Genomic DNA, 16,988 nt, shown 5'->3' on the forward strand with positions numbered 1-16,988 from the left:
GGTTTTTACGTCGATCTTTCGCTTGGTCAACAATTAACAATAATAGCTATTTTGTTAGTTACTTCAAAAGGGGAAGACGCTGTAACTGGAGAGGGCTTTATGTATTGGCATCAACTTTATCAGCGATACATGTTATTCCGTTAGAAGGATTAGCTCTTCTATTAGGGGGAGATCGTTTTCTGTCAGAAACGCGCGCTATCGTAAATTTAATTGGTAATGGTATTGCAACTGTAGTTGTTGCGAAAAGCGAAAATGAATTTAACGAGGGGAAAGATAAACAGATGCTAATAGGTATGCAAAAAGAAAAAATAGCCGGATAAAAAGGTCAGTAAAGCTGACTTTTTTTATTTTGTCAAGAAAGGATTTACCAGAATTATATATTATTTATTAAGAATAATTCAGAAGAGTTTTCTTTACAATTGGAATAAATAGAAGAAAAATCAAATGCATATAGTAATACAAGAAAACTCTATATCAACGTGATAGAATGTTTATGAATATTACTGCAATAAAATAATTTTTACAAAATTTTTAATAATAATACTTTACAAAAAACAAAAAATTAGTAGAATAATAGTTAATAGGAATCTTTTGATAAGAATATAAAGAAAAACAGAATTATCAGAAATTTCTTAATCTAGAAACGTACAGGAAATTAGGGAGGGTACAAAAAGTGAAAAAGAAAAAGATGAAAAAACTAACAGCAGTCGTAGCACCAGTTTTAGCAATGAGTATGGCATTAACAGCATGTTCTACAGGTGGAGACAAAAAAACAAGTACGAATTCAAGCGGAAGTGATAGCAAATCGGATGCTAAATTAGCGGCAAAGCAAGTACTGAATCGTACAGAAACAAACGAAATTCCAACGATGGATACTTCCAAAAGTACAGATACTCTTGGATCACAAATTCTAGGGAATACAATGGAAGGGTTATATCGTCTTGATAAAGATAATAAGCCAATCCCAGCTGCAGCTGAATCAAGCACGAAAAGTGAGGATGGCAAAAAATATACATTTAAACTTCGTAAAGACGCAAAATGGTCAAACGGTGACCCAGTAACAGCAAAAGATTTCGTATTTGCATGGCAACGTTTGTTAGATCCAAAGACAGCTGCAGAGTACTCATTTATTGCTTATTATATTAAAAATGCAGAAGCAATTAACAAAGGAAAAGCGGAAGTGTCTACACTAGGTGCAAAAGCGATAGATGATTACACACTCGAAGTTGAACTAGAAAGCGCAGTTCCATACTTCTTAAACTTAACGGCATTCCCATCGTACTATCCACTAAATGAAAAGTTTGTAAAAGAAAAAGGAGATAAATTCGGTTTAGAATCGGACACTGTAGTTTATAATGGACCGTTTGTTCTAACTGATTGGAAGCATGAAGAAGGCTGGAAGCTGAAGAAAAATGATAATTACTGGGACAAAAAGAGTGTGAAGTTAGACGAAGTTAACTATAGTGTTGTAAAGGATATGGCAACTCGTGTAAATTTATATGATAGTGGCCAAATTGACTTTACTTTATTAGCTGGAGAGTTTGTTGACAAATATAGAAATAAAAAAGAAGAATATGGAGTATATTCAGAACCAAGTACGTTCTACTTACGTTTAAATCAAAAACGTGCTGGCCAAGATACACCACTAAAGAGCAAAAAATTACGTGAAGCAATTGCGTTGTCAATTAATAAAAAAGATTTAGTGAATGTAATCTTAAATGATGGTTCTAAACCTGCTGATTACTTAGTGCCAAAAGGATTAGCGAACGGACCAGACGGTAAAGATTTCCAAGAAACGTTTAAAACTGGCCTGAAAAATGACACTAAAAAAGCAGCGACAGCTTGGGAAGAAGCGAAGAAAGAGCTTGGTAAAGATCAAGTGACACTTGAGTTCTTGAACTATGATACAAGTAATGCGAAAAAAGTTGGAGAATATGTAAAAGACCAAATTGAGAAAAACTTAAAAGGTGTAACAGTTAATATTAAAATGCAGCCATTTAAACAAAAATTAAAATTAGAATCTGAGCAAGATTATGATTTCTCATATGGTGGTTGGAACCCAGACTATGCGGATCCAATGACATATTTAGATATGTTTGAATCAACAAATTCTCAAAACCAAATGGGTTACTCAAATCCAAAATATGATGAAATCATCAAAAAAGGAAAAACAGAGTTAATGGCAGATGCGAAGAAACGTTGGGAAGAGTTAGGAAAGGCAGAAAAACTGTTGCTTGAAGAAGATGTAGCGCTTGTACCGTTATACCAAAGTGCTAAATCGTATGTAATGAAACCAAACGTAAAAGGTGTTGTAAAACATAACATCAGTCCAGAATACAGCTTCAAGTGGGCTTATGTAACTGAAAAAGACGGAAAGTAATAGAAAGATAGAAAAGCATTTCTAAAAGTAGGACATCTACTTTTAGAGGTGCTTTTTTCTATGTAATGAATCTTGTTTAAAGAGACTTCAGATATTAGAGGTGATGTTTGATACAAAATTTAAATATGAATAATTTCATATTAATTTAAATAAATGATAAGAAGGATATTGCTGTCATATAGTGAATGGAGAGATTTTGTAAAGTAGTGTGACTAAAATATACCATCATTATAGTAGAAAATATTTTCGAGATTTAAAAAAATAACTTTACAAAACATAAAAAAATAGTAGAATATTAACTAATAAGAATTTTCTGATAATGCTAATATATCAGAAATCTATCGAGGGTATCATCGTACATATAATTAGGGGGGGACACAATGAAAAAGAAAAAGTTGAAGAAGTTAACAGCGGTTGTAGCACCAGTTTTAGCAATGAGTATGGCATTATCGGCATGCTCGGGATCAGGTGGGGATAAGAAGACAAGTACAACGTCTAATAGTGGTGAAGAGAAAAAATCTGATATTAAATATGCAGCAAAACAAGTATTAAATCGTACAGAAAATCAGGAAATTCCAACAATGGATACTTCAAAATCAACAGATACACTTGGTTCGCAAATTTTAGGGAATACGATGGAAGGGTTATATCGCCTTGATAAAGATAATAAACCAATCCCAGCTGCAGCTGAATCTAGCACGAAAAGTGAGGATGGTAAAAAATATACATTTAAGCTTCGTAAAGATGCAAAATGGTCAAATGGTGATCCAGTAACAGCGAAAGATTTCGTGTTTGCATGGCAGCGCTTACTTGATAAAAACACAGCTTCTGAATATGCGTTTATTGCTTACTATATTAAAAATGCAGAAGCAATTAATAAAGGAGAAGCAGACATATCTACATTAGGTGCTAAAGCGGTTGATGATTATACCCTTGAAGTGGAATTAGAAAAACCAGTTCCATACTTCTTAAATTTAACAGCATTCCCATCGTATTACCCGTTAAATGAAAAGTTTGTGAAAGAAAAAGGAGATAAATTCGGTTTAGAGGCGGATACCGTTTTATATAATGGACCATTCGTAATGTCTGAATGGAAGCATGAGCAAGGTTGGAAGTTGAAGAAAAACGATAATTATTGGGATAAAAAGACTGTGAAACTTGAAGAAATAAACTATAGTGTTGTAAAAGACGTAGCTACAAAAGTGAACTTATATGATACTGACGCAATTGACTTTACATTATTATCAGGAGAGTTTGTTGATAAATATAAACCGAAGAAAGATGAATATGGTGAGTATGCAGAATCAAGCACTTTCTTCTTACGTTTGAATGAAAAACGTGGTGGTCAAGATACACCGCTGAAAAGTAAAAAATTACGTGAAGCAATTGCGTTATCAATTGATAAAAAAGGTTTAGCGAATGTTATCTTAAACAATGGATCCAAACCAACGGATCAATTAGTACCAAAAGGACTTGCAAGTGGACCGGACGATAAGGACTTCACAGAATCATTTAAAAATGGTTTGAAACAAGATACAAAAAAAGCAGCTGCAGCATGGGAAGAAGCGAAAAAAGAGCTTGGTAAAGACCAAGTGGCAATTGAATTGTTAAGTTATGATGATGGAACAGCGAAAAAAGTTGCTGATTATATAAAAGACCAAATTGAGAAAAATTTAAAAGGTGTAACGATTAATACGAAAATTCAGCCGTTTAAACAAAAATTAAAACTAGAGACAGCACAAGACTATGAAATCTCTTATGCTGGATGGAGTCCAGACTACGCAGATCCAATGACATTTATCGATATGTTTGAAACAAAGAGTTCTTACAACCAAATGAGCTATTCAAATCCAAAATATGATGAAATGGTTAAACAAGCAGGAAATGAATTAATGTCTGATGCGAAAAAACGTTGGGAAGTGTTAGGAAAAGCAGAGAAATTATTGCTTGAAGAAGACGTAGCAATGATTCCTTTATATCAAAGAGGCAATGCGTATGTAATGAAACCAAATGTAAAAGGAATTGTAAAACATAATATCAGCCCAGAGTACAGCTTCAAGTGGGCGTATGTAGAGGAAAAAGGCGGAAAATAATATGGAATTAGAAAAACGCCTCCGGAAGTAGGCCAACTACTTTTGGAGGTGCTTTTTCATGGGAAGAATCTTGTTTATAATTTGTCTTATTGCTAAAAGGATAAAAATTCATAAATACTACAATAAAAGTAGTATTTATGAATTTTTAAGATAATATAATCTCAAATTGATTAAGAATGGCAGTGAGGGATTAAAGGGCAATAAGACCCCCTACCACAAAAGTTAGTGAAGGTGGGGGATGAAGAAAACCCACACTGATTAAAGTTTCACTTTATAGAGAGAAAGGAGGTTATATATAATTCGAAAAAATAGAGATGAATAAGAAAGCTTTAGTGCTCATATAGTAGATGGGGAGAATCTTGTAATTGTGCTATTAAAAAGTAAATCATTATTATAGAAAAACTATTTTCGGAATTTTTAAAAATAACTTTACAAACTCGAAAAAAATAGTAGAATATTAATTAATAAGAATTTTCTGATAATATTATAAGTATTAGAAAATCTCTCAAATGTAGCATCGTACATATAATTTAGGGAGGGTACACAAATGAAAAAGAAAAAGATCAAGAAACTAACAGCGGTTGTGGCACCGGTTTTAGCAGTAAGTATGGCGTTATCGGCATGCTCGGGGTCAGGTGGGGATAAGAAGACAAATACAACGTCTAATAGTGGTGAAGAGAAGAAATCTGATATTAAATATGCAGCAAAACAAGTACTAAATCGTACAGAAACAAACGAAATTCCAACGATGGATACTTCTAAAAATACAGATACTCTTGGGTCACAAATTTTAGGCAATACAATGGAAGGGTTATATCGCCTTGATAAAGATAATAAGCCAATCCCAGCTGTGGCAGAATCAAGTACGAAAAGTGAGGATGGAAAAAAGTATACATTTAAACTTCGTAAAGATGCAAAATGGTCTAATGGAGATCCTGTAACAGCAAAAGATTTCGTATTTGCATGGCAACGGTTAGTAGATCCAAAGACAGCTGCTGAATACGCATTTATTGCTTATTATATTAAAAATGCAGAAGCAATTAACAAAGGAAAAGCAGAAGTATCTACTTTAGGTGCAAAAGCAGTAGATGATTATACACTTGAAGTTGAGCTGGAAAGCGCAGTTCCATATTTCTTGAACTTAACGGCATTTGTATCGTATTACCCACTAAATGAAAAGTTCGTAAAAGAAAAAGGAGATAAATACGGTTTAGAATCTGATACGGTAGTTTACAATGGGCCGTTTGTTCTAACTGACTGGAAGCATGAAGAGGGTTGGAAGTTAAAGAAAAACGATAATTATTGGGATAAAAAGAATGTGAAACTAGAAGAAATTAACTATAGTGTTGTAAAAGACGCAGCTACTCGTGTGAATCTATATGATAGTGGTCAAATTGACTTTTCTTTATTAACTGGGGAGTTTGTTGATAAATATAAATCGAAGAAAGATGAATTTGGAACATATCTGGAACCAAGTACATTCTACTTACGCTTGAATCAAAAGCGTGCTGGTCAAGATACACCACTAAAGAGCCAAAAATTACGTGAAGCAATTGCGTTGTCAATTAACAAAAAGGATTTAGCAAATGTAATTTTAAATGATGGTTCCAAACCTGCCGATTTCTTAGTTCCAAAAGGATTAGCGAATGGACCGGACGGTAAAGATTTTCAAGAAACGTTTAAAAACGGTTTAAAACAAGATTCTAAAAAAGCAGCGGCGGCTTGGGAAGCAGCGAAGAAAGAGCTTGGTAAAGATCAAGTGACACTTGAATTCCTAAACTATGATACGAGTAATGCAAAAAAAGTTGGTGAGTATGTAAAAGATCAAATTGAGAAAAATTTAAAAGGTGTAACAGTTAACATTAAAATGCAGCCATTTAAACAAAAATTAAAATTAGAATCTGAGCAAGATTATGATTTCTCATATGGTGGTTGGAACCCAGACTATGCAGATCCAATGACATATTTAGACATGTTTGAATCAACAAATTCTCAAAACCAAATGAGTTATTCAAATCCAAAATATGATGAAATAATTAATAAAGGGAAGAAAGAATTAATGGCAGATGCGAAGAAACGCTGGGAAGAATTAGGGAAGGCTGAAAAACTGTTGCTTGAAGAAGATGTAGCGCTAGTGCCGTTATTCCAATCAGGTAGATCTTATGTATTACAACCAAATGTAAAAGGAATTGTAAAACACAATATCAGCCCAGAGTATAGCTTTAAGTGGGCATATGTAACAGAGAAAGATAGCAAGTAATAAAAAAAGCATTTCCAATGGTAATTACTTTACCTTGGAAATGCTTTTTTTATGAGTAATGTGGGAGCTACTTTGAGAAAATAGTACGTTATTTTTGCACAGTACATTACGTTTATGCATATAGGTATTCTAGAAAAAAGAAGGAGAATCTTATGAAACGGAATGTATACATTGACTTTTTAGCTTATTACGGAATTGGAAGCGCACATCCTGGTGGTTTTACGCTAACAAAACAGTTATTGGCACAGTTACCATTATACCGTGAAGCAAATGTGCTTGAAATAGGATGCGGAACAGGGCGTACAGCAGCTTATATGAAAAAACAATATGGTTATAACGTCACAGCAGTTGAAAATAATGAAATTATGATTCAAAAAGCAAAAAATAGATGGTCACAAGAACAATTATCCATTGAACTGATTAAAGGAACTGCTGAACAGTTGCCGTTTTTAAATGAGAAGTTTGATCTTGTATTAGGTGAATCTGTACTTGCTTTTACAAACAAAGAACAGTTGATTCCTGAATGTTATCGTGTCTTGCAAAAGAACGGGAAACTTGTTGTCATTGAAATGATAATTGAGAAGCACTTAACAAAAGAAGAAGAGGAGAAAATACTACAATTTTACGGAATAAAGGAGTTACACACAGAAAAGGAATGGATTGATTTATTTCAAACGACAAACTTTAAAAGGATAACGATTGTAGGTGGAGGAACGATTGCCGAAACGATTGCAGGACAAATGGAACAGCCAGAATGGAACCTGTCACATTTTATTCCGGCTGAATTGTACGATGCATGGGTGCAGCACGAACAGGTATTGCAAATGTATCAACATATTTTAGGGCACCGTGTATTTATTTGTGAAAAATAAAAAGCAGATTAAAAAATCTGCTTCATTTATCCTACTATTTGTGGGCAGTAATATTCTCACCTCAAAATTTAGCAAAAGCACAGAAGTTAGGTGAGAGATAACCTACCTTACCCGTAAAGGCCTGATTGATGGGGGCTGATTAAAGTTTCACTTTATTCGCGTATGATAGGATAACTGTATTTCATTATTTTTGAAAAGGAGTTGACTAAAAAATATAGTCGACTTCTTTGTATATTAGATGAAAAATAATGCAGCTAAAGCAATACCAAAAATAAATCCGAAACCTAATTCAACGGCACCACTTCCGCAAAATCCTCCTCTACAGCCTCCATCAAAGCCACAGCCTCCATCAAAACCAAAGCCTCCATCAAAGCCACAGCCACAATGGTTACATTGACCTAAACCACCACAAAAATCACAGCCACCACCTGCATATGCATCATGGTAACCAAATCCTGTATCAAAAGATGATCTATAGGGTTCAATCCAAACAGAATCATTTGTCACATCAACAATCTTACCGATATGAACATAACCATCTACATCTTCAATACGTACAACTTTACCAAAATAACGATGACAAGTATTGTAACATTTTTGACAATGCATGTTCTTGCCTCCTTCCATATACAGTAATACGATATGTCATCGGGACAAGTGCGGCTTGTACGATTGACCTAAGTTTCATAATTGTTACGAGAAAGGGGGAATATATGGTGAAAGTGTATGAAAAAGGAGTGGGAAGTATGGAACCTAAAGATCAATTTCAAACATATGAAGTTCCTTGGAATGAATTTACGAATGCCCTTCGTAGTGAAATGGAAAAGCAAGTAGGAGCAGATATTATTGACCAAGTCGTTTGTGATTTAAAGGATGGGTTTGAAGTGTATACATATATACAAGGAGATTTAGATTTTGAATATAAAGAAGAACTTGAACGAAAACTTGGGAGTGATGGGAAAATTCCTAATTTATTAACTGTTATGTTATTAGCAAGTATTTATCATACAAGCGAAGAGAATATTCGTTTGTATGCGGATCGTAAAGACAATCCTATTGTTGAAGTATATGTGAAACAATAAAACACGCTGTTATAGGCGTGTTTTTATTTGTATGGAAAAATGTAAGGAAATTCACACTTTAAGGAGAGGGGATATTGTGATTGCTTTTTCAACAGCGCATCGTATTCCTCATACCATTGCTACAGAAACTTTACAATATTCTTTTTTACGTGAAGATGGTAAGGAAGTTTCATATCTGTTTACGATGACTGTAGAAGTGATAGAAGAGGCTATTTAGAAAGCTTTATGCATAGCAAAAATGACAAGTGGAAGTAGGGGATATTTAGAAAAAACACCGTATTCAAAGGTGAAAAGTTATTTTTAATAGAAGAGAAAATCAAACTTTTTTATAGGGATTTTTTGTATGAAGAGTCTGTTTTGATTAATTTGCTTTCAAAACAAGATCGTTACTGAAAAGGAGGTTATCATTCTAGTAATTTAGTTTACATAATGACATTATAATGATCTACATATCCCAAAATACAAGTCATATATCTTGTTTCTTTTCATAAATTTAAACATAGGAATTTGTCTACAAAGGTGGCGAAGCCTCATCATGAAGATTCGAATTTGTGCCACATTCATCTTTTTTCTATTATTGTGTTTGAATCCTTTTTCAACTTTTGCAAAAGGAGAGGAGGCAAAAGAAAGGGTCGTTTCACTTGTATATGATGATTCTGGCAGCATGAGAAATAACGATCGCTGGAAATATGCCAACTATGCTTTGCAAAGTTTAGTTGCATTATTAGATGAAAAAGATAGATTTTCATATGTTCCAATGAGTCGTCCTACTGAAGCGTTAAATATCACACTAACAAATGAAAAAAGACAAACAGAAATTGATCAAATTGGAGCGTGGAAGAATTATTTAAATACGCCGTTTAGCGCAGTAGAGACCGCGATGCAATCTATTAAAAAGGAAGCGGACATAAATGGAAAACGTGAATTTTGGCTTATTGTATTAACTGACGGGGCATTTAATGAATTAGAAAAAGAAAAGACCGGCGGTAAAGAACAAATCACGCAGAAACTGGAACAGTTTAAAAAAGAAATGGAAGCGAAAAAAATATCATTGCATCCAGTTTTAATAACAATGGAAGAAAACTTAGGACAGCAAGAGCAACAACAGATGAATACGTTTAAAGAAATTTGGAAGCAAGAAATAAATGGTATCGTTATGCCAACGAGTGGAGAAGATGGAGTCATTCAAAGTGTAAATCAAGCTGCTGCCTTGGTTGCGAATCGAGATCCGTTTTCTTCTGTTGAATCTGTCGTGAAAACGACTATATCTGGTAACAAATTAGAGATTACTACACCATTCCCATTAAAGCGAATGACGCTCGTACAACAATCTTCTAATACATCGCGATATCGGATAGACCAACTTGCCAAACCATTAGCAGTACAATCGTCCTTTTCGATTCATGCACCAGGAGAATCAAATTTATATGGTGGTATTACTCATATTGGTGCTACGAATCATGAAGTGATTAAACCAGGGACATACACGTTAGAAATTGATAGAGATATTGTGAAAGAAGGATCGAAAGTACTTGTTGAACCAGCACTTGATTATACCATTGCTACTTATGATAAAGAGGATAAAGCGAAAAAAAACGTCGAGAAAATGTATGAGGGAACGAAAGCAGTGATTGAAGCGAAACCGACGGATTTACCAATACAATCTTCTTATTTCCAAGCAGAAGTAGAACTAGATGGAAAGCTGTATCCGATGAAATGGGATGATAAAAGGCATGTGTTTTACTATGAATTACAAATTAAAAACCAATTTGTACGTGGGAAAGTTCATATGAATATAAAAGGGTTTTACAGGCAAACGAGAGAATTCCGAATTGATCCGATGCCAAAGGCAAAATTATCTTTACAGGTCATTACGAAAGATTATGAAGAAAAGGTAACGAATTTAGAAAAGAGTAAACCACTTGTCCTGCAGCCATTACTGAATGGTGAACCAATGACAGAAGTGGAGGTAAAAAAGCTACTGCAATCTACTGGTGTCACATCTCATCAATCGATTAACTACGAATTGCGGCAACATGAAAATCAAATTTATGTGTATCCTCGTCCTTACTACTCCGATACATTCAATTTTACAGATACCGGCACCATAGAAGCTACCATCACTATAAACGATTCAAAGTTACAAGAAGTGAAGAAAACGATTTCGTTTTATATTCAAAATGCACCATTTTGGGAACGTTATGCGCTAATTTTTCAATTTGTAATACCGATTGGGTTACTGCTTTTGCTTTTTGCGATTCTTGTTTTAGGATGGATTGTCCGACCAAGGTTTCATCGTAAAGCAATGTTGTACTATGAATGGGATCAAGAAGTAGCAAAAGATTGGCTCTATCAATCTGAACCAGAATTACTAAGAAACAAGTGGTGGAAACATTATTTTGGCATTCCATTTCGAGCAGAACGAAAGACGGTACAATCAGTAACTTTTATAGCGAAAAAAGGTTCGAAGTCTATATTTGTAGCAAAGGAATCACAAGTGATTGGTATGATTATTGACGGTATGTTTATAACAGAGGAAGAGGCCGGAAATGAGCATAAGACATTATATCCGAACGAGATTTTACTAATTGATCGTGGGTATGGAAAAGAAATTTATCGATATGAATGTGAATAATAGGAAGTTCAAATAGGAAGGTGGTTCACATGACATTACAAGTTCCAACAATTTTAATTGGCTTAGGTGGAATCGGGAGTACCGTTACACACCAAATATATGAGAAATTGCCAGAGGAACGACGTAAAAAGGTAGCGATGCATGTCTTTGATACAGATGTGAATACATTAAGTAAATTTGAGCATATTCGTAAGTTCAAGACACAAACGAGCTCTAGTAAAACGCCGCGAGAATATATTGCAGGGGATCCAACGATCCCGGAATGGTTTCCAATGGACCCTACTATTCTGGATAAGCCGTTAACTGAAGGAGCTGGTCAACTGCGTGTGATTTCACGCTTAGCTCTTCGGGCAGCGATGAAAGAAGATAAATTGACTGCTTTTTGGCAAGAAATCGAAAAGATTTTTCCTGTCACAAGTGATCAAACAGAGTATGGTGTTCGAGTTATTATCGTTACATCATTAGCTGGTGGCACTGGCTCGGGTATGTTCTTACAAATTGCGTTGTACCTACGTGAAATGCTTCGCAAGAAATTGCAACATCATAACATTTTAATTCGCGGTGCGTTTTTAATGCCAGATGCACTTGTTAAGACGCGCACCGTTAGTGCGAAAGAATTTGAAACTGTTCAGGCAAATGGTTACGCGTCATTAAAAGAACTTCATGCAATTACACTTGGCTCAACGGGTGAATTATCAAAGCGGGGGGGTGTAACAATTGAACTAGAGTATCGTCCAGATCAAGTGGATGAAGACGGAAGAACGAATCATACAATTAAAGAGCATCATTTACCATATAATTATTGTTTCTTATATGATTATGAAAATTTACATGGTCATCATTTACACAATCTATCAGATTACATGGAACAAATGACAAATACGATTTATTTACAGTTATTTAGTCCGATGTCCACAAGTCATTTTGCACAAGAGGATAATCAAATTCAGCAGTTGGCGGAATCGAACGGAAAAGCACGTTATTGTGGTGCTGGAACTGCAAAGCTTATTTATCCATATGAGCATGTTTTAAAATATTGTGCCTTGAAATGGGCTGTGCAAGGATTAGATGAATCCTGGCTACATTTAGATCAATTGTTTCAAGAGAAAAAACAGCGGTATGAACAAGATGTTCGTCGTGGTATGCAGCGTGAGAAGCCAGAGCGGGGAAAGAGTTATTTAGAAGATTTAGAGCATCTTGCCACTCGCCCAGAACAAGCACATATTTTCTATAGACAAATGTACAATGAAACACGCGAAGGTGCAGAAGGTGGTAAGGTAGGCGTCGCGAAATCAAAATTATTTTTAGAAGCGGTCGAAAGTTACGTGCAGCGTACAGTACAAAAAGATGAAGAGTTAAACAGATTACAGCATGAGTGCAAAATATCTGCTGCGAAGCTTAAAATGATGGAACAAATGAAGGGCGAAGTAGCAAGAGTTGATCACGCTGTCAGGTTGTATGCCTATGCGATACCGAGCCGTGTGCATGAGCATGTGACGACACTTTTATATGACATGATAGAATCAGACCGCTATACGCCTAGTGGATCAGAGGGGCAGTCATATCAACTAAATACATGGTTTTTAAAGAAAACAGAAGCTGTTCATCCAGTGGCTGCTCGTTTCATGCTGTATGAGATTCGAAAGCAATTAGTAGAGAAAATGAATCGATTACATGAGAGCAATGAACAGAAGCGTAATCTAATTCAAAACTATGATAAGAAATTTAATGTGAGCAATATTGATGGTACAGTAACAGCTGTGCGACGTGTTGAACTTGCACAGCAACAAGGTTGGTTTGGCAAAATGTTTTATAATCAGCAGCGTATGTTCCGAAAAGAATTTGAAGATATAGTGACGCAATACGTGCATAAGTTAAATGAATATCGCAAAGAAATGCTACTGGAACTCGTTTATCAATCGCTATATCAGGCAGTAAATAAAATGATCCAACATTGGGAAAGATTCTTTGATAATTTACAAGAAACACGTGAAAATTTGCTGTTTGAAATTCAAAAACGCAGCAAAGAATTTGAAGGGAAAACAAATCCGACGAATGTATATGTGTTAGCAGATGAAAAGCTACAAGAAAAAATATGGGAAGATATGCAGCAGCATTTAAACTTAGGTGTGCTTCCAAAGGATATATCAGCAGAGATGTATATGAGCTTGTATGCGGAATATTGCCGCGATGCACAAGCAGAGGAAAGTCAATCGAAGAAAGTAGAGGATTTTTATCGGGAGCATATTTTAACGTATTGTTATAACGAGCTCCAAGTCCGATATCGTGACAAATTAGAACTCAATATTATTGAAGCATTGCGAAAAGAAGCTGATTTTAAAAAGCGTGATCGTAATGAATATGTGAGAGAAAAAATTGAAGATCTCTTCCATCTAGCAAGCCCATTTATCCCGAAGGTAGCCCATCATCGAGAGTTACAATATTGGGGTATACATCCATCACTAAAACAGGAACTACAGGAAGAACTATTGCAAGAAATGTTTCAAGAAAAAGATACAGTGAATGAAGCATTTTCACCATTTGAAGTAATTTGTTACCGAGCTCATTATGGATTATCATTACAAGATTTTCCTAAACTTTCATCGGGACATCTTGCAAATGGTTTTATGAATGATAAAGGAGATTATTTTCAGTCTTATTATCGTCGTGTGAATAAATTGAATATTAAAAAATCTAATTTAACACCACATTTAGATAAATATTGGCACTTACCAGCCTTCATGCCCGATTTAAATGCAACGCAAACGAAGCTAGATTATGATAAATGTAATCGTGCTCTTCTTTATGCATATATGTACCGGTGGATTAGTCTTGTCGCTGTCGATGGTCAATTTGTATATCAATATAATGGTGTAGGGCGAAGCTTTTTAATTCAGTCAATGGGGAAAAACATTTCAAGTGAAAGCTATAAATTACATCGAGCATTACTTCATAATCCGTTTATTTATGAAAATATTTTGTCCCGTTTTGAAGAAGAGCAGGAAAAAGCAATGCTCCAAGGCGGACATTTGTATACACAGGCCTTTGTATTAGGGGCTCAGGATGTGAGATGGCTTAGAAAAGAGCACGTTCATAATATTTTAGATATCATTTTAATGTATGACCGTGAGGCAAAGTATGATCCAACGCTAGAAGAAACATCAGATGAATTATTGCGTTTACTTATGGATGAGATTGGTCTGTATTTTCAAAACTATTATGGTACAGGAGCAGAAATGGTTGCGAAGAAAGAGGCAGAGATGTTTGTAAAACAACTATGGGACCGTTCGTATGCGAAAGGGTATGTTGATCCAAATAGTGCGCCTTATAAAAAATGGCAGCACTTATTACATGTTCAAGATGAAGAACAAGATACAAAAACGAATGTGTAGGGGAAAGATAGGGAACCTTAAGTATGGAAATGCTATTTATGAAAAGAGGGGTTCCAGGTGCCATTTTTAGGAAGTGTGTATCAAATATTTGGATTATATCCGGAGATTTACCATGCGATGATTTCAATGGAAATAAAAGAGCAACGATTTATGGATGAAAATACAGAACAAGAAGAACAAGAAACAGAAGCATGAATGACCATGCAGGTTAGCCTGCATGGTCATTCATGTTACAATAAAGGGAATTTTTTTAGGGAGAGAAAGAAATGAAATGGATTTATTTTATTATTAATGCTATAGCATTTAGTCTTATGGGATTGGATAAACAAAAAGCAAAAAAGAAGAAATGGAGAACACCAGAAAGTACTTTGTTTTTAGCAGCAGCAGCTGGAGGAGCAGTTGGTGCATGGATTGGTATGTATGTATTCCATCATAAAACACATAAAGGTAAATTTGTTTTTGGTATACCAGTACTTGTTGTAATTACACTAGGTTTATTTTGCTTCATATAAGGAAAGGAATCTATATATATATCCATTCTGATTTTCCAACATATAAGTTGCTACTATGAAGAACAAAAGGTGACCGCTACTTGTTTTCTCTTTTTGTTTTAACTTTGCCTGGGGCAGGAAGAGAGTCTGACCACTTCTATGTATGGCTGGATGCTCTCTCCCACCTAAAAAGAAAGGTTTTATTTCGGTTTTTCAATTTGTATATAGGTACGAGGAATGTCGAAAAAGTTATAAGAGTAATATTGGTAAAGTAGCTCTGTGACAACGTATAATGAATAGAAAAAGAGAAGAGGAGAAAAGGGAAGATGGAGAGTCAAAAAGCACTGGAAAAGAAAGGGGTTTTATATGCGGCTGGTGCTTATATGATGTGGGGGGTTCTTCCTGTTTACTGGAAATGGGTAGGGGAAGTTCCTGCAGAAGAAATATTAGCACATCGTATAGTTTGGGCATTTGTTTTTATGCTGCTGATTTTGGGGGTCTCAAAGCGATTAAGGCAATTTCTTAGCGAGCTTGTGAGCCTTTTTAAACGACCTAAATTATTAATCTCGTTAACAATCGCCTCCATTTTAATTAGTGGAAATTGGTTTGTGTACATATGGGCTGTGAATCAGAATCATATAATTGAAGCGAGTCTTGGCTATTATATTAATCCTCTTGTGAGTATTTTACTTGGTACTGTTGTTTTGAAAGAAAAACTTAACTTTTGGCAATATGTTGCAGTTGGTTTAGCGGGAATAGGTGTTATTGTTTTAACGTTTCGATACGGTTCGATTCCATGGATTGCCCTTTCACTGGCGTTTACATTTGGATTATATGGGTTGACCAAGAAATTACTGAATTATGATGCAATGATAGGTCTTACAATGGAAACAATGATTGTGACGCCCCTTGCGGTTATTTACTTGATTATGATTGGTGAGCATGGTTTTGGTTCATTTGGTTCTATTTCGATCACTTCAACGTTACTATTAATGGGAGCGGGGGTTGTTACGGCATTGCCACTTTTTTATTTTGCAAAAGGAGCACAGCTCATTCCACTCTATATGATCGGTTTTTTACAATATATTTCACCGACCATCAATCTAATTTTAGGTGTCTTTATTTTCCATGAGCATTTTACGTCGGCTCATACGACAGCCTTTTTCTTTATTTGGATGGCATTATTAGTATTTTCAATGGCAAAAACAAAATTTTTACTTCGTAAGCAACCGAAATTTCTTAAAAATAAATCAGCAAAAGTATCATAAAGCGTAGTATTTTCTACGCTTTTTTCTTTATACTTATAGTATGGAATTTCCATTACCGAAAGTAGGGAGCTGGAAATATGGAGACAATTTTACATAATGATCCGCTTATGGCAGCTGTAATGGCTTGGTTTTTGGCACAACTAACGAAAGTCATTTTTAAACTAGTAAAGACGAGAGAATTTGATTTTGCACAATTTTTTGCTTCTGGTGGAATGCCAAGCTCTCATTCTTCAACGGTTACAGCGTTAGCAACAGGAGTTGGCATGGTGGAAGGAGTTACGAGTGCAGTGTTTGCTGTAGCAGCCATTTTTGCCATTATTGTCATGTACGACGCTTCAGGAGTAAGGCTCGCAGTAAGTAAACAGGCGAAGATTTTAAATGATTTTTTTCATGGTAGACAAACAGAATATAAGAAATTAAATGAACTTGTCGGACACACGCCTTATCAAGTTGTTGTCGGAGCTATTTTAGGAATTGTTGTTGGAATTGGATATTGTTTATGAGCAGAATGTGTA

Annotated in this window: 12 protein-coding genes and 2 pseudogenes; 13 read left to right on the forward strand and 1 reads right to left on the reverse strand. The window is 35.1% G+C overall.

The window, feature by feature from the left end; all coding sequences use genetic code 11:
• Positions 1-3: 3 nt before the first annotated feature.
• The 5 genes and pseudogenes from ACM6HU_RS26015 to ACM6HU_RS26035 all read left to right on the forward strand — a co-directional run.
• Positions 4-320 (forward strand): annotated as a pseudogene (locus ACM6HU_RS26015) (cation:dicarboxylate symporter family transporter); the annotation flags it as partial.
• Between the two features lie 353 nt (positions 321-673).
• A complete protein-coding gene (locus ACM6HU_RS26020) occupies positions 674-2,380 on the forward strand; it encodes a peptide ABC transporter substrate-binding protein (protein ID WP_016131787.1) in 1,707 nt (568 codons plus the stop codon).
• A 380-nt stretch (positions 2,381-2,760) separates the two neighbouring features.
• Positions 2,761-4,473, forward strand: coding sequence for a peptide ABC transporter substrate-binding protein (locus ACM6HU_RS26025; RefSeq protein WP_016115694.1), 1,713 nt, complete (start codon positions 2,761-2,763; stop codon positions 4,471-4,473).
• 547 nt (positions 4,474-5,020) lie between these two features.
• Entirely contained in the window at positions 5,021-6,733 is a 1,713-nt protein-coding gene (locus ACM6HU_RS26030) for a peptide ABC transporter substrate-binding protein (RefSeq protein WP_016115693.1), read from the forward strand.
• Positions 6,734-6,885: 152 nt separating this feature from the next.
• Entirely contained in the window at positions 6,886-7,605 is a 720-nt protein-coding gene (locus tag ACM6HU_RS26035) for a class I SAM-dependent methyltransferase (protein WP_016115692.1), read from the forward strand.
• A gap of 234 nt (positions 7,606-7,839) precedes the next feature.
• Here the strand turns inward: ACM6HU_RS26035 and ACM6HU_RS26040 are convergent, their stop codons facing one another.
• The gene (locus ACM6HU_RS26040) at positions 7,840-8,214 is read right to left on the reverse strand and encodes a hypothetical protein (RefSeq protein ID WP_016133195.1); all 375 of its coding nucleotides are present in this window, start codon (positions 8,212-8,214) and stop codon (positions 7,840-7,842) included.
• A gap of 137 nt (positions 8,215-8,351) precedes the next feature.
• Here ACM6HU_RS26040 and ACM6HU_RS26045 point away from each other — a divergent pair, with 137 nt between their 5' ends.
• From ACM6HU_RS26045 to ACM6HU_RS26080, 8 genes and pseudogenes are all read left to right on the forward strand, one after another.
• Positions 8,352-8,687 carry a hypothetical protein gene (locus tag ACM6HU_RS26045; RefSeq protein ID WP_033671409.1) on the forward strand — a complete coding sequence of 112 codons (336 nt, stop codon included), beginning with the start codon at positions 8,352-8,354 and terminating at the stop codon, positions 8,685-8,687.
• Between the two features lie 13 nt (positions 8,688-8,700).
• Positions 8,701-8,904, forward strand: a pseudogene (locus ACM6HU_RS26050) (P1 family peptidase); the annotation flags it as partial.
• A 318-nt stretch (positions 8,905-9,222) separates the two neighbouring features.
• Positions 9,223-11,322 (forward strand): vWA domain-containing protein, encoded by a 2,100-nt coding sequence (locus ACM6HU_RS26055; protein ID WP_016115688.1) that lies wholly within the window; start codon positions 9,223-9,225, stop codon positions 11,320-11,322.
• A gap of 29 nt (positions 11,323-11,351) precedes the next feature.
• Positions 11,352-14,714 (forward strand): tubulin-like doman-containing protein, encoded by a 3,363-nt coding sequence (locus ACM6HU_RS26060; protein ID WP_016115687.1) that lies wholly within the window; start codon positions 11,352-11,354, stop codon positions 14,712-14,714.
• Positions 14,715-14,771: 57 nt separating this feature from the next.
• Positions 14,772-14,909 (forward strand): hypothetical protein, encoded by a 138-nt coding sequence (locus ACM6HU_RS26065; RefSeq protein ID WP_016115686.1) that lies wholly within the window; start codon positions 14,772-14,774, stop codon positions 14,907-14,909.
• Positions 14,910-14,980: 71 nt separating this feature from the next.
• The gene (locus ACM6HU_RS26070) at positions 14,981-15,226 is read left to right on the forward strand and encodes a DUF1294 domain-containing protein (RefSeq protein WP_016115685.1); all 246 of its coding nucleotides are present in this window, start codon (positions 14,981-14,983) and stop codon (positions 15,224-15,226) included.
• Between the two features lie 305 nt (positions 15,227-15,531).
• Entirely contained in the window at positions 15,532-16,473 is a 942-nt protein-coding gene (gene rarD, locus ACM6HU_RS26075) for an EamA family transporter RarD (protein ID WP_016115684.1), read from the forward strand.
• A 77-nt stretch (positions 16,474-16,550) separates the two neighbouring features.
• Positions 16,551-16,976, forward strand: coding sequence for a divergent PAP2 family protein (locus ACM6HU_RS26080; protein ID WP_016115683.1), 426 nt, complete (start codon positions 16,551-16,553; stop codon positions 16,974-16,976).
• The last annotated feature ends 12 nt before the right edge of the window (positions 16,977-16,988 follow it).

The sequence above is a fragment of the Bacillus sp. IT-79MI2 genome, from assembly GCF_949768135.1.
Taxonomy (GTDB): domain Bacteria; phylum Bacillota; class Bacilli; order Bacillales; family Bacillaceae_G; genus Bacillus_A; species Bacillus_A pseudomycoides.